Genomic DNA, 13,522 nt, shown 5'->3' with positions numbered 1-13,522 from the left:
GACCACAGTCGATCATGAGTGCGCCGCAGAAGCTCATCGGGTTCGTCGTCGGACTCGTCGTGGTGTTCGCCGTGTCGTTCGGGTTGGGCTCGGCGGTCACGCCGAGCAGCGCCCCGACTGCCGGCCACGACTCCGATCACGCCGCGGCGTACACGCTCCAACTCGATGAGGCCGCACTGCCCGCCGGCGGCACGGTGCCACTGCGGTTCCAGATCGTCGACAGCGCGGGCGCGCCGGTGACCGAGTACGTCGAGAGCCACGAAAAACTGCTTCATCTGATCGTGGTACGGCGCGACCTCGCCGGCTACCAGCATGTGCATCCGGTGCTCGACGAATCGGGCACGTGGACTGTTCCGCTGGATCTGGCCGAGCCCGGGGACTACCGGGTGTTCGCCGACTTCGTGCCGGGCGACGGTCATGCGGTCACCCTCGGCGCGGACCTGAACGTCGCCGGCAGGTACCAGCAGCAACCGCTGCCCGCGCCTGCCGACATCGCCATGGTCGACGGATATGCGGTCACGCTCGCCGGGGTGGCCAAGGCCGGGCAGCCGTCGGAGCTGACCCTGTCGGTCAGCCGGGACGGCAAGCCGGTGACCGACCTGCAGCCGTACCTGGGCGCCTACGGGCACCTGGTCGCGCTACGCGCGTCGGATCTGGAGTACCTGCACGTCCATCCGATGAGTGATGCCGCCGACCCCGCCACTGCGCCGGGCCCTCAGATCGCCTTTCACGCCACACTTCCCAGCGCCGGTGAGTACCGGTTGTTCCTGGATTTCAAGCATCGCGACGCGGTGCACACCGCCGAATTCACCGTTGAGGGGGCACCGTGAGCACCGCCACCGGCCACGTCGTACTGGAGATCGGTGGGATGACGTGTGCCTCATGTGCCGGACGTATCGAGCGGAAGCTCAACAACCTCGACGGCGTCACCGCGACGGTGAACTTCGCCACCGAGAAGGCCACCGTCGACGTCGCGGGCGAGGTGACGCCCGAACAGCTGATCGAAGCCGTCGAAACCGCAGGCTACACAGCACAATTGCCTGCCACCGAGTCGGCCGAGCATCATCCTGAGGACGATCCGACCGCGGCACTGCGCACCCGGCTCATGGTTTCGGCGGCGCTGACCATCCCGGTGGTGGCCATGGCGATGGTCCCGGCGCTGCAGTTCACCAACTGGCAGTGGCTCTCGCTGACGCTGGCCGCGCCGGTCGTGGTGTGGGGCGCGCTGCCGTTCCATCGCGCGGCATGGACGAATCTGCGGCACGGCACCGCCACCATGGACACGCTCATCTCGATGGGCACCATCGCGGCATTCGGCTGGTCGCTGTACGCGCTGTTCTGGGGCACCGCCGGGATGCCGGGCATGACGCATCCGTTCTCGCTGGCGATTTCGCAGACCGACGGCACCGGCAACATCTACCTTGAGGTCGCCGCAGGCGTCACCACCTTCATTCTGGCCGGCCGGTACTTCGAGGCGCGTTCCAAGCGGCGCGCCGGCGCGGCCCTGCGTGCGTTGCTGGAGCTCGGTGCCAAGGACGTCGCCGTTCTCCGAGACGGTGTGGAACAACGCATTCCCATCGAGTCACTGTCTGTGGGCGACGAATTCGTGGTCCGTCCCGGCGAGAAGATCGCCACCGACGGAGAGGTGGTCGAGGGCTCGTCGGCGGTGGATGCCTCGATGCTCACCGGCGAATCGGTTCCGGTCGAAGTGGAAGCCGGCGACCAGGTCGTCGGTGCCACGGTCAACGTCGGCGGCCGGCTCGTGGTGCGCGCCAAGCGGATCGGATCCGACACCCAGCTGGCCCAGATGGCGCAGCTGGTCGAGGACGCGCAATCCGGAAAAGCGCAGGCACAACGCCTCGCGGACCGGGTGTCGGCGGTCTTCGTGCCGATCGTCATCGCGCTCGCGGTGGGCACGCTCGGGTTCTGGTTGGGCACCGGCGGATCGGTGGCCGCGGCGTTCACCGCCGCGGTGGCGGTGCTGATCATCGCCTGCCCGTGCGCGCTGGGCCTGGCCACCCCGACCGCGCTCCTGGTCGGTACCGGCCGCGGCGCCCAGCTCGGCATCCTGATCAAGGGGCCCGAGGTTCTCGAGTCGACCCGCCACGTGGACACCGTGGTGCTGGACAAGACCGGGACGGTGACCACCGGGGCGATGACACTGCTCGACGTGATCACCGCCGCCGGTGAGGATCCCGCCGAGGTGCTGCGGTTGGCCGGCGCGGTCGAGGACGGCTCCGAGCATCCGATCGCCCGGGCCATCGCCAAGGGCGCCCGCGACAAGCTGGGCGAGCTCCCCTCGGTCGAGGATTTCGCCAACGTGGCGGGCCTCGGGGTACAGGGCGTCGTCGACGGCCACGCCCTCGTGGTCGGGCGACGTCAACTGCTCGCCGATTGGGGACAGCAGTTGCCCCCGAACCTGGACACCGCGATGCGCGAGGCGCAGAGCCAGGGCCGCACCGCCATTGCCGTCGGGTGGGACGGCCAGGCGCGTGCCGTGCTGGTGGTCGCCGACGCGGTGAAGCCCACCTCCAAGGAGGCGATCGAGCAGCTGCGCGGCCTCGGTCTGGAGCCGATCATGCTGACCGGCGACAACGAGGCAGCAGCGCATGCCATCGCCGAACAGGTCGGCGTGCACGAGGTTTACGCCGAGGTACTGCCACAGGACAAGGTCGATGTGGTCAAACGGCTGCAGGACGAGGGCCGGGTGGTGGCCATGGTCGGCGACGGTGTCAACGACGCCGCGGCATTGGCTCAGGCAGACCTCGGCCTGGCCATGGGAACCGGCACCGACGTGGCGATCGAGGCCAGCGATCTGACGCTGGTGCGTGGTGACCTACGGGCCGCCGCCGACGCCATCCGGCTGTCCCGGCGCACGCTGGCCACCATCAAGGGGAATCTGTTCTGGGCCTTCGCCTACAACGTCGCAGCATTGCCGCTGGCGGCGGCCGGACTGCTCAACCCCATGCTTGCCGGTGCGGCGATGGCGTTCTCGTCGGTGTTCGTGGTCAGTAACAGCCTGCGGCTGAGACGTTTCCGATGAAGTCGCTCGCGGCCCTGATGGCGATCGTCCTGTGGGCGGCCGCCTTTGCCGGGCTGGCCAAGATCACCGATCACGATCACCCGGCACACCTGCCGCACCCGGTCGCTGCGGCAATCGGTTTCGACAGTGGTGAGCTGACGCTCGATCACCCTCATATCGGGGACGATGCCCCTTCCCACATGCCGGACGGATTCACCGCCGCCGTGCTCCCGAGGAATTACCTTGCCGTGGCGGCGTTCTCGATGGTTGTTCTCATCGTCGGCTGCGCGGTGCTGTGCGGGTGTGCCGCCGTTCGGGCGCAGCGGGGTCCACCTGACCGTCATCGGATCCCACTCGCCGGGCAAGCACTGCTGCTCCGGATCTGTATCGCGCGCCGCTGACAGACAGCGTCTTGACGCTGTCCAGGTCAGTCGCCGCGCTCTGCGCGGTCCGATACAGAATCGACGAATCCATGAACCATGCCCTGTCCACCCGTTCTTTCCACGTTCTGCGCCGAAACCGTGGGCCCAACACCATGGTCGGCCACACTCCCACCCTGTGGGTGTCCACTCCGTTCGCCGATGCCGGGCGCGGATTCTGGGCCAAGCTCGAGGGCTTCAATCCTGGGGGGATGAAGGATCGCCCCGCCATGCACATGGTGGAGCAGGCCCGGGCTCGAGGTGACCTGAAACCCGGTGGCCGCATCATCGAATCAACCAGTGGCACATTGGGGCTGGGGCTCGCCTTCGCCGGAACGATCTATCACCATCCGGTGACCCTGGTGACCGATCCGGGCCTTGAGCCCATCATCGAGCGCATGTTGACCGCCTACGGTGCCGAGGTTTCGACGGTCACCGAACCACACCCCACCGGAGGCTGGCAGCAGGCCCGACGGGACCGGGTGGCCGAACTGCTCGCGGCCGACGACACTTCGTGGTACCCGGACCAATACAACAACCCGGACAACGTCGAGGCCTATCGGCCGCTCGCATTGGAACTGAACGCGCAGATCGGCCGGGTCGACGTGCTGGTCTGCTCGGTCGGAACGGGCGGGCATTCGGCCGGCGTGGCGCGGGTCCTGCGGGAACTCAACCCGGACCTGCGCCTGATCGGCGTGGACACGATCGGCTCGACCATCTTCGGTCAGCCTGCCGCGACCCGCGTCATGCGGGGCCTCGGCTCGAGCATCTATCCCCGCAATGTGGACTACGGCGCGTTCGACGAGGTCCACTGGGTGACTCCGGCCGACGCGGTGTGGGCCGCCCGGACGCTGGCGTCGACGTACTACGCCAGCGGGGGATGGAGCGTCGGGGCGGTCGGTCTGGTGGCCGGCTGGGCGGCACGAAACCATCCGCCGGGCACCACGATTGCCGCGGTGTTCCCTGACGGCCCACAGCGGTACTTCGACACGGTTTACAACGACGACTACTGCCGTGATCTCGGTCTGCTCGAGCACCAACCGGCCGATGAACCCGAGACGATCGACACTCCAGGCGATCGCGTGGTGCAGTCCTGGACCCGCTGCGAGACGGTCACCGACCCGATGGCGGTCGCCGGATGAGCGGACTCATCGCACAGTTCCGTAGTTTCGACCTGCCGAGTCGGTTGTTGATGGTCAATCAGTTCGGCATCAACCTGGGCTTCTACATGCTGATGCCGTACCTGGCCGGCTATCTGGCCGGCCCGCTCGGTCTGGCCGCGTGGGCGGTGGGGCTCGTGCTGGGCGTGCGGAATTTCTCGCAGCAGGGCATGTTCATCGTCGGCGGCACTCTGGCCGACCGGCTGGGGTACAAGCCGCTGATCGTCGCCGGGTGTCTGTTGCGCACCGCGGGGTTCGGGCTGCTCGTTATCGCGGACTCGTTGCCGGCGATGCTCATCGCCTCGGCGGCAACAGGTTTCGCCGGGGCCCTGTTCAACCCCGCGGTGCGGGCGTATCTGGCCGCCGACGCCGGTGACCGGCGGGTCGAGGCCTTCGCCACCTTCAACGTGTTCTACCAGGCCGGAATCCTGTTGGGTCCGCTGGCCGGAATGGCGTTGCTGGCCTTCGATTTCCGGGTGACTGCCGGAGTTGCGGCCGGGGTGTTCGCGGTGCTGACCGTGGCTCAGCTGCTGGCACTGCCGCGGCACCGTGCCGAGCCTGCCGAGCAGCGGAGTTCGGTGTTGGAGGATTGGCGTAGCGTCGTCGCCAACCGCGGGTTCGTGTTGTTCGCAGTGGCGATGATCGGCTCCTACGTACTGTCGTTCCAGGTGTATCTGGCATTGCCGCTGCAGGCGGCACAGCTGCGCCCCGGAAACGAGACCGCACTGGTGGCAGCGATATTCGTGGTGTCCGGTCTGATCGCGGTGGGTGGCCAGCTACGGATCACGCGGTGGTTCGCCGACCGCTGGGGGCCGCGGCGCAGCCTGGTGGTGGGCCTGCTGGTGCTGGCGGCGGCCTTTGTTCCGATGGCGGTGGTGCCCGACGGCGACCGGTTCGGGCCGGCCGCTGCGGTGGCGGCACTGCTCGTCTCGTCGGCACTGCTGGCGCTGGGCTCGGCCGCGGTGTTCCCGTTCGAGATGGACACCGTCGTGGCGCTGTCGGGAGATCGACTGGTCGCCACCCACTACGGGTTCTACAACACCGTCGTCGGCGTCGGGATCCTGCTGGGCAACCTGGCCACCGGCTCGTTGATCGGTGCCGCGCGCGCCGCGGACACCAGCCCGATCGCTATGAGGCCCAGCCACACCAGCTCGGCGAGGTCCGCGGCGGCGCTCTATGCGTTGACGAGGGACGGCGGGAAGCTGGCGCCCGCGTCGCTCACTGCATCGGAACGGTGACGCCCTCCGAGGGCTGCACGATCACAAATCCGTTGCCGTGGAACGAGACCTGCACGGCCTCGCCGGAACCCCGGCCGATCAGCGCGCCCGCCTTGAAACTCGTCTTGAGCTGAGTCTGAAGGTGTGCCGACCAGGCCACCACGGCATTGGTGTCGGCGTAGGTCGGGGCTTCGGCGGCGTCGAGCACGACCGGCGGACCGTCGGTCGTCAGCGCTACCCATCCGGTGCCGCGCAGTGTGGTGTTGAACAGGCCGCCGGTGGCGATGCTGCCGCCGCGGACCCGTTCGATGTTCCAGTCCAGGCTCGACGAGAAGGCCAGCACGTTCTTGCCACTGACCGACAGACCCGAGTTGGACAGCTGCAGCAGGTGCACGTCGAAACCTTGATCGGCCAGGAACACATCGCCGGAACCCTGGCAGCGCATCAGCGGAAGACCTTCGCCGGTGAGGGCCTTCTTGATGAACTTCGATGCGCCGCCGCCCTCGAAGGCGAAGTCGACGTTGCCCTGGTAGGCGACCATCGAACCCTGCCGGGCCATGAACGGGTCACCCAGGCGGACCCGCAGCATCTTCTTGTTCTGGTTGGCGATCGGCGTCGCCTCTTTCTCGCTGAACCGGCCGTCGACGAGTTCGCCGCTGATGCCGGCGAACCCGCCACCCTGGGGCTGGGCCTGAACCTGTGCCTGCTGAACCTGTGCCTGCTGCGCCTGCGGTCGCTGCGGCGTTGCTCCCATCGGCGCGCGGCCGGCCTGGCCCTGATGGGATACCTGATCGGTCCAGGATTGCCCGTCCCACCACCGGTATTCGTAGTGGCCCTCGGGATCAGGCAGCCAACCGGGTTGCGGGGTTCCGTTCACAGTCATCGCCTCAGGCTACAGATGGAGCACCGATCTGAACGGTGTCCGACCGGTGCTTTCAGGTTGCGTTCGTAGCCAGGTGGCGAAATTTTTGCCGCGGCGCTGCCACAGCGTCACGAACGGGGCGAACCCCTGGCATTCTGGTGCCATGGCAAAGGAAATCGACCCGCTCCGTGCCCAGGGTGCGCTCGCGGTCTTGAAGCAGCACCCCGGCATGGTGCTGTTCGCCGTGTCACCGGCGATCATCGTGCTGGGCGCCGTGTGGTGGATCGCCGGCCCGGGCTGGGCGGGGTTGCTGCTGGTCGCCCTGGTCCTGGCCGGTGGCGCCGCCCTGCTGCTCAAGCGCAACTAGACCGGAAACCAAGAATTGGCGTTCGCCGGTGGTGAACGCCGTCCCATCAGCGATGTAACGGTGTAATCATGTAATCATGAATAAACATCAACACCATCGCCGGTCTGCGGACGAGGCCGCCGAGTGGTTCGCGGGCCGCCTGCCCGACACCTGGTTCACCGGCGATCCGACTGTGATCGTCGACCGTGAAGAGATCACCGTCATAGGCCGGCTTCCTGATCCGGAGGAAGCCGAGACCAAAGCCCGGGCCTCCGGGCGGGCGTCGCGGTTCCGGGAGGAGACGCGCGGTGAGCGCATGCGCATCGCCGACGAGGCTCAGGGCCGTTTCGACCGGAAGGTCTCCTGGGGCGTGGAAATAGGCACCGGGGTGGGCGACGGCGACGATGTGGAGCGAATCTTGTTCACGCACATCGCCGTACCGGTGATGACGCGGCTCAAGCAGCCCGAGCGTCAGGTACTCGACACCTTGGTCGATGCCGGTGTGGCGCGGTCCCGCTCGGACGCGCTGGCCTGGTCCGTGCGACTGGTGGGCCAGCACACCGAGGAGTGGCTGGACAAGCTGCGCGACGCGATGAAGGCGGTCGACGATCTGCGTGCCGAGGGTCCCGGCTCCTAGAGTCGCTCGACTCCCACATATACCGAGCCCAGCGCCGATGTTTGCGACAGCGGATCTATCGATGTCCGGTCGGCCAGCAGGTTGCGGTTGACCCCGTAGGTATCCGGTGGGCTGCCCTTACGGGGGTCGAATACTCCTGAGCCCCAGCCGTGATCGAGCACGACGACCCCGCGGCGCGGCCGGTCGCTGAGGGCCGCGGTCACCTCCAGTCGCCCGGTCGGTGAGAACACCCGAACCCGGTCGCCTGACGCGATTCCCAGCGCGGCGGCGTCCTCGGGGTGCAGCAGTACCTCGTTTCCCTTGCCGCCCGGATGCAGGCCGGGCAGTTCGTTCAGCCACGAATTCATCGAATGCCGTCGGCGCCGGTTGCCCAGCAGGAACGGGAACCCCTCCGGCGCTTCGGGATCCGGTGTGGCGAGCAGTTCACAGGCTCGGGCCACGAACTCGGCGGGAGCCGCATGGACCTTGTGGTCCGGGGTGCGCAACGCCTCGCGGAACCGGCCGAACTGCCGCGGGCCGAGCACCAGGCCGTGCGGATGAGCTTTGAGCTCGCGCCAGGTGAGCTTGTGCCCGTCGACCTTGCGTGAGGTCAGGATGATCAGTCGGTCCATCCAGTGCGGCCCGAAGGCCAACCTGGGCCGCCGGGTCCGCGCCGCCAGCCACCGGGTCGCGCGGATGAACCCGTTGAAGCCCTTGGCGCCGAACAGCGGGCGGCGCATCGCCAACGCCAGATCGGTGAACACCTGCCACTCCTCGCGGGCGCCGGCCGGCGGTTCGACGGCCTTCCCGCCGTACTGCACGTACGGCTCGTCGTGCATACCGCTGGTGAAGGCCAGCAGATCGTCGCGTTCGAGCCAGTGCGCCGCGGGCAGCAGCCAGTGCGCGTGCCGGTGACTCTCGCGTTGCACCAGATCGATGGCCACCAGCAGGTCCAACTGAGCCAGAGCCTCGTCGAGCCTGGCGCCGTCGGGCCCCGAGATCACCGGGTTACCGGAATTGATCAGCAGGGCACGGATCTGGCCGCGGCCCGGCGTGGCGATCTCGTCGGGCAGCTCGGCCAACGCGTGCGCCCCCGCGACCAGCTCACGCCCCGCCACCCGGCTGGTGTGCGGGCGGGTGGCCGCCAACCCGGCCAGCCGCAGCGTGTCGACGTACCCGGGCTCGAAGCGACGACCACCCGGGCGGTCCATCCGCCCGGTGATCAGGTTGAGCACATGCCCCAGCCATTCCGCCACGGTGCCCGCGGCATGGAGCGAGACCCCGGTACGGGTAATGGCCATCGCCCCTGGCGCCGAGGCGAATTCGCGAGCCACCCGCTCGATCACGTCGCGGGGGACATCGCAGCGTGCCGCCAGGTCGTCGAGGTCGGCTTCGCCAGTCAGCGCACGTAGGTCCGCCACCCCGACGGCCAGCTCGGCACAGTCGGCGCGGTGTTCGCGACCCTCGTCGAGAATCACCTTGACCATCGCCAGTAGCAGCGCCCAATCCGTACCGGGACGCACGGGCAGATGGAGGTCCGCGGCCTGTGCGCTCTCGGTGCGGAGCGGGTCCACCACCACGATGCGGGCGCCCCGCCTCTGGCGGGCCAATGCCCGGCGCCAGCCGCCCGGCACCGATTCCACCCAGTTCCACGCGCTCACGGCAGGATTGGCGCCGATGATCAGAAAGTAGTCACAGTTGTCGACATCGGAGACGGGCACCATCAGTGGTGATCCGTACATGGCTTCGGCCACCACGTGCAGCGCGTTCTGGTCCACCGAGCCGACGGCGTAGCGGTTGTACGTTCCGACGGCGTCCAGCCAGGCGTTCATGAATACGAGGTTCGAGGACGAGTAACCGGCCGGGTTGCCGTAGTAGGCGGCCACCGCATCCGGGCCCCCGGCGTCGATGATCCGGTTCATGCGCTGGGCGATGTCGCTGATCGCCTCGTCCCAGCTCGCCTCGACGTAGCGGTCACCTACCCGGCGCATCGGCGCCACGATCCGCCGCGGGTGCTCCACGACCTGACCGGCCGTGCGGCCCTTCGCGCAGAAATCACCCCAGGTGTGCGGGTTGAGCTTGTCGGGACCGATCTTGACGACGCGATTGTCCTCGACCGTCACCTCAAGGCCGCAGGAGGCGAGGCAGTACCGGCAGAACGTGTGCACGGTACGGGTCGTCATTACAGTGACACTACAATTTGTAATGGAGTTGCGTTGCTAAACCTGCGTCATCTCCCAGTACCGACCATGCCGCGACATGAGTTCCTCGTGGGTGCCGCGCTCGATGATCCGGCCGGCGTCCATCACCAGGATCAGGTCGGCATCCCGGATGGTCGAAAGCCGGTGGGCGATGATGAAACACGTCCGGTCCCGGCGCAATTCGGCCATCGCCTGCTGGATCAGGAGTTCGGTGCGGGTGTCCACCGCGCTGGTGGCCTCGTCGAGCACCAGCACCTTCGGCCGGGCCAGCACCGCACGGGCGATCGTGATCAGCTGCTTCTCACCGGCGCTGATGGCACCGCCGTCATCGTCGACCCGGGTGTCGTACCCGTTCGGCAGGGTGTGCACGAACCGGTCCACGTATGCCGCCCTGGCCGCCTCGATCACCTCGTCCTCGGACGCGTCGGGCCGGCCGTAGGCGATGTTGTCGTAGATGGTGCCGCCGAACAGCCAGGTGTCCTGCAGCACCATGCCGATCGAGGACCGAAGCGATTGCCGGCTCACCGTCGAGATGTCGACACCGTCGATCAGGATCCGGCCGGAATCGACGTCGTAGAACCTCATCAGCAGGTTCACGCAGGTGGTCTTGCCCGCGCCGGTGGGGCCGACGATCGCCACGGTACAACCAGGCTCGGCCACCAGAGAGAGGTCTTCGATCACCGGGGTGTCCGGTAGGTAGCCGAAGTTCACCTGCTCGAATTCGACCCGGCCGCTGTGGATCTCGAGGTCAGTGGCCGGCTCGGAGGACTGCTCGTCGGCGTCGAGCAGCTCGAAGACCCGTTCAGCGCTGGCGATTCCGGACTGCAGCGTGTTGTACATCCCGGCCACCTGGCCCAGCGGTTGGTTGAACTGCCGCACGTACTGGATGAATGCCTGGATGCTGCCCAGCGTGATCTGTCCGGTCGCCACCTGTAACCCACCCACCACGGCGACGGCCACGTAGCTGAGGTTGCCGATGAACATCGTCGTGGGGCCGACGAGTCCAGAGAAGAACTGCGCCCCGATGCTGGACCGGTAGACCTCGTCGTTGAGTTCGTCGAACTTCCGCTGGGCGGCCTCCCGGTGCCCGAAGGTCTTGACGATCGTGAAACCGCTGTAGGTCTCCTCGATGTGCGCCGCGAGCCGGCCGGTGTTGCGCCACTGCGCCACGAACAAGGGCTGCGACCGACGGGTGATCCAGCGGATGGCCCACAGCGCCAGCGGCACGGTGACGACGGTGAGCAGGGTCAGCAGTGGCGAGATGGTCAGCATCATCACCAGCACCGCGAACACGGTCAGCACCGACGTCAACAGTTGGCTGACGGTCATCGCCACCGAGCTCTGCATGTTGTCGATGTCGTTGGTAACCCGGCTGAGCACCTCGCCACGCTGCCGGGAATCGAAGTAGGACAGTGGAAGTCGGTACAGCTTGTCCTCGACGTCGGCCCGCAGCGCCACCATGGTGCGCTGCACCGTGACGTTGAGCAACTGCGCCTGCAGCCAGACCAGCACCGCGGCAAGCAGATACAGGCCCAGCGCCAGGGCCAGGGTGCGGGCCACCGCGGCAAAGTCCACCCCGTGGCCGGGAACCACGTTCATTCCCGACAGCAGGTCGGCGAACGTCGTATCACCGCGGGCCCGGGCGGCCGCTACGGCCTGCTCCTTGGTCAGGCCCGCGGGTAGTCCGCGCCCGATCACACCGTTGAACAGCAGATCGGTCGCGTGCCCGAGAATCCGGGGGCCGATCACGCCGATCGCGATACCACCCATTCCGAGCAACACCACCGAGATCGCCAGGCCACGTTGTGGCAACAGGCGCCTGAGCAGCCGAAGGGCCGATCCGCGGAAGTCTCGGGTGCGCGCGACCGGTGCGACAGGCGTCCCCGAGCGGCGCAGCACGTGCCCGGTCATCGCGGATCTCCGGCAGTGATGGCCTGCGACGCCGCGAACTCGGCGTAGGTGGGACAGTCGGTCAGCAACGACTCGTGCGTACCGATGCCGACGATACGGCCGTCCTCCACCACGACAACCTGGTCGGCCTCGATCACCGTCGAGATCCGTTGCGACACGATGACCACGGTGGCGTCGGCCGACACTTCGCGCAGCGCGGTGCGTACCCGGGCATCGGTGTGCACATCGAGGGCTGACAGCGCATCGTCGAACAGGTAGATCGCGGGCCTGCGGATCACCGCACGTGCGATCGCCAGCCGTTGGCGCTGCCCGCCCGAGAAATTGATGCCGCCCTGCGCCACCAAGCGGTCCAGCCCCTCGGGGTGGGCCGCCACGAAGTCGTCGGCCGCCGCGATCCGCAGCGCCTCCCACATCTGTTCGTCGGTGAGTTCCTGTCCCGGCGCAGCGCCGTAGCGCAGATTCTCGGCGATGGTTCCGGAGAACAGATAGCCGCGTTGGGGGACCAGGCCGATCGACGACCACAGCTGTTCGAGGTCCAGTTCACGCACGTCGACGCCGTCGACGCGTACCGCGCCCGAGGTGACGTCGTAGAACCGGCAGATCAGGGCCAGCAGGGTGGATTTGCCGGATCCGGTGGATCCGACGACAGCGGTGGTGGTTCCGCGCTCCACGCGCATCGAGACCTGCTGCAGCACTGGGCGATCGGCGCCGGGATAGCTGAATGACGCGTCGTGGAACTCGATCTCGCCGGCTATGGACACCGGTCGGACCGGGTCGGGTGGGCTGGTGATCTGAGGCCGGGTGTCCAGTACACCGCTGACACGCTCGGCGCAGACCGAGGCGCGCGGAAGCATCACTGCCAGGACGGTCGCCATCAACACGGCCATCAGAATCTGCATGAAGTAGGCCAGGAACGCGATCAGTGAGCCCACCTGCATGTGGCCGGAGTCGATGCGCAGTCCGCCGAACCAGATCAGCGCGACGCTGGAGATGTTGATCACCAGGGTGGTGGCGGGCAGCATCAGCGCCTGCCACCGACCGGCCTCCAGCGCGGTGGTCGACAGGGACTGGTTAGCATCGGCGAAGCGGTGCTGCTCGAAGGGTTCGCGCGCAAACGCGCGGATCACCCGGATGCCGGACAGCTGATCGCGCATCACCCGGTTGACGCCGTCGATCACCTTCTGCATGCGACGGAAGATCGGCCACAGGTGTCTGATGATCCAGAAGTTCGCCAGTGCCATCACCGGAACACTGACCAGCAACAGCCACGACAGTCCGGCGTCCTGGTGCAACGCCATCAGGATTCCGCCGATCGACATGATCGGCGCGGTGATCAGGATGGTGGCGGTCATCTGCAGCAGCTGCTGGATCTGGCCGACGTCGTTGGTGGTGCGCGTCAGCAGCGACGGGGCGCCGAAGCGGGCAGTCTCCTCGGCCGAGAACGTGGTGACGTGGTGAAAGATCGCCGAACGCAGGTCGCGGCCGAAACTCATGGCCGCGCGCGATCCGAAGAACACCGCGCCGATCGCGCATGCCACCTGCAGACCGGTGACACCGAGCATCACCCCGCCGAGTTCGACGATGCGCCGGGTGTCGCCCTTGGCCACGCCGTCGTCGATGATCGCGGCGTTGACCGTCGGCAGATAGAGCGACGCCAGGGTGCTGATCACCTGCAGTGCCGCGACGATGGCGAGCAGCCGCCGGTACGGCCGCACGTACCGTCGCAGCAGCGCCCAGAGCATCTGGCTACTCTTGCACACCGCCGCTG

The 13,522-nt window shown here is 67.6% G+C and carries 11 protein-coding genes; 7 read left to right on the top strand and 4 right to left on the bottom strand.

Annotated elements, in window-relative coordinates; translation table 11 throughout:
• Positions 1-14 precede the first annotated feature (14 nt).
• From A5779_RS05235 to A5779_RS05215, 5 genes are all read left to right on the top strand, one after another.
• Positions 15-830, top strand: coding sequence for a DUF8832 domain-containing protein (locus A5779_RS05235; protein ID WP_064879657.1), 816 nt, complete (start codon positions 15-17; stop codon positions 828-830).
• A complete protein-coding gene (locus A5779_RS05230) occupies positions 827-3,043 on the top strand; it encodes a heavy metal translocating P-type ATPase (RefSeq protein ID WP_064879656.1) in 2,217 nt (738 codons plus the stop codon). The genes A5779_RS05235 and A5779_RS05230 overlap by 4 nt, the downstream gene beginning before the upstream one ends.
• Entirely contained in the window at positions 3,040-3,423 is a 384-nt protein-coding gene (gene lpqS, locus A5779_RS05225; protein WP_064879655.1) for a putative copper homeostasis (lipo)protein LpqS, read from the top strand. Before A5779_RS05230 ends, lpqS begins: the two co-directional genes overlap by 4 nt.
• 71 nt (positions 3,424-3,494) lie before the next feature.
• The gene (locus tag A5779_RS05220; protein ID WP_064879653.1) at positions 3,495-4,583 is read left to right on the top strand and encodes a PLP-dependent cysteine synthase family protein; all 1,089 of its coding nucleotides are present in this window, start codon (positions 3,495-3,497) and stop codon (positions 4,581-4,583) included.
• Positions 4,580-5,839, top strand: coding sequence for an MFS transporter (locus A5779_RS05215; RefSeq protein ID WP_064879651.1), 1,260 nt, complete (start codon positions 4,580-4,582; stop codon positions 5,837-5,839). The genes A5779_RS05220 and A5779_RS05215 overlap by 4 nt, the downstream gene beginning before the upstream one ends.
• Here A5779_RS05215 and A5779_RS05210 read toward each other — a convergent pair.
• Positions 5,820-6,701 carry an AIM24 family protein gene (locus A5779_RS05210; RefSeq protein WP_064879648.1) on the bottom strand — a complete coding sequence of 294 codons (882 nt, stop codon included), beginning with the start codon at positions 6,699-6,701 and terminating at the stop codon, positions 5,820-5,822. The two genes, A5779_RS05215 and A5779_RS05210, sit on opposite strands and share 20 nt — an antisense overlap.
• A 142-nt stretch (positions 6,702-6,843) precedes the next feature.
• Here A5779_RS05210 and A5779_RS05205 point away from each other — a divergent pair, with 142 nt between their 5' ends.
• A complete protein-coding gene (locus tag A5779_RS05205) occupies positions 6,844-7,047 on the top strand; it encodes a hypothetical protein (protein ID WP_036448363.1) in 204 nt (67 codons plus the stop codon).
• Between the two features lie 76 nt (positions 7,048-7,123).
• On the top strand, positions 7,124-7,663 hold the full coding sequence (locus A5779_RS05200) for an ATP-binding transcription factor AbmR (protein ID WP_064879646.1): 540 nt from the start codon (positions 7,124-7,126) through the stop codon (positions 7,661-7,663).
• On the opposite strand, the gene A5779_RS05195 is transcribed toward A5779_RS05200, so the two are convergent.
• From A5779_RS05195 to A5779_RS05185, 3 genes are read right to left on the bottom strand one after another with little or no spacing between them, the layout of a single operon-like run.
• Positions 7,660-9,825 (bottom strand): molybdopterin-containing oxidoreductase family protein, encoded by a 2,166-nt coding sequence (locus tag A5779_RS05195; RefSeq protein WP_064879644.1) that lies wholly within the window; start codon positions 9,823-9,825, stop codon positions 7,660-7,662. The two genes, A5779_RS05200 and A5779_RS05195, sit on opposite strands and share 4 nt — an antisense overlap.
• 36 nt (positions 9,826-9,861) lie before the next feature.
• Positions 9,862-11,754 (bottom strand): ABC transporter ATP-binding protein, encoded by a 1,893-nt coding sequence (locus A5779_RS05190; protein ID WP_064879642.1) that lies wholly within the window; start codon positions 11,752-11,754, stop codon positions 9,862-9,864.
• Entirely contained in the window at positions 11,751-13,496 is a 1,746-nt protein-coding gene (locus tag A5779_RS05185) for an ABC transporter ATP-binding protein (protein WP_064879640.1), read from the bottom strand. The genes A5779_RS05190 and A5779_RS05185 overlap by 4 nt, the downstream gene beginning before the upstream one ends.
• Positions 13,497-13,522: the final 26 nt, after the last annotated feature.

This window comes from Mycolicibacterium peregrinum (genome assembly GCF_001665625.1).
GTDB classification, from domain to species: domain Bacteria; phylum Actinomycetota; class Actinomycetes; order Mycobacteriales; family Mycobacteriaceae; genus Mycobacterium; species Mycobacterium peregrinum_B.
This window is presented reverse-complemented; position numbering and strand designations above follow the sequence as displayed.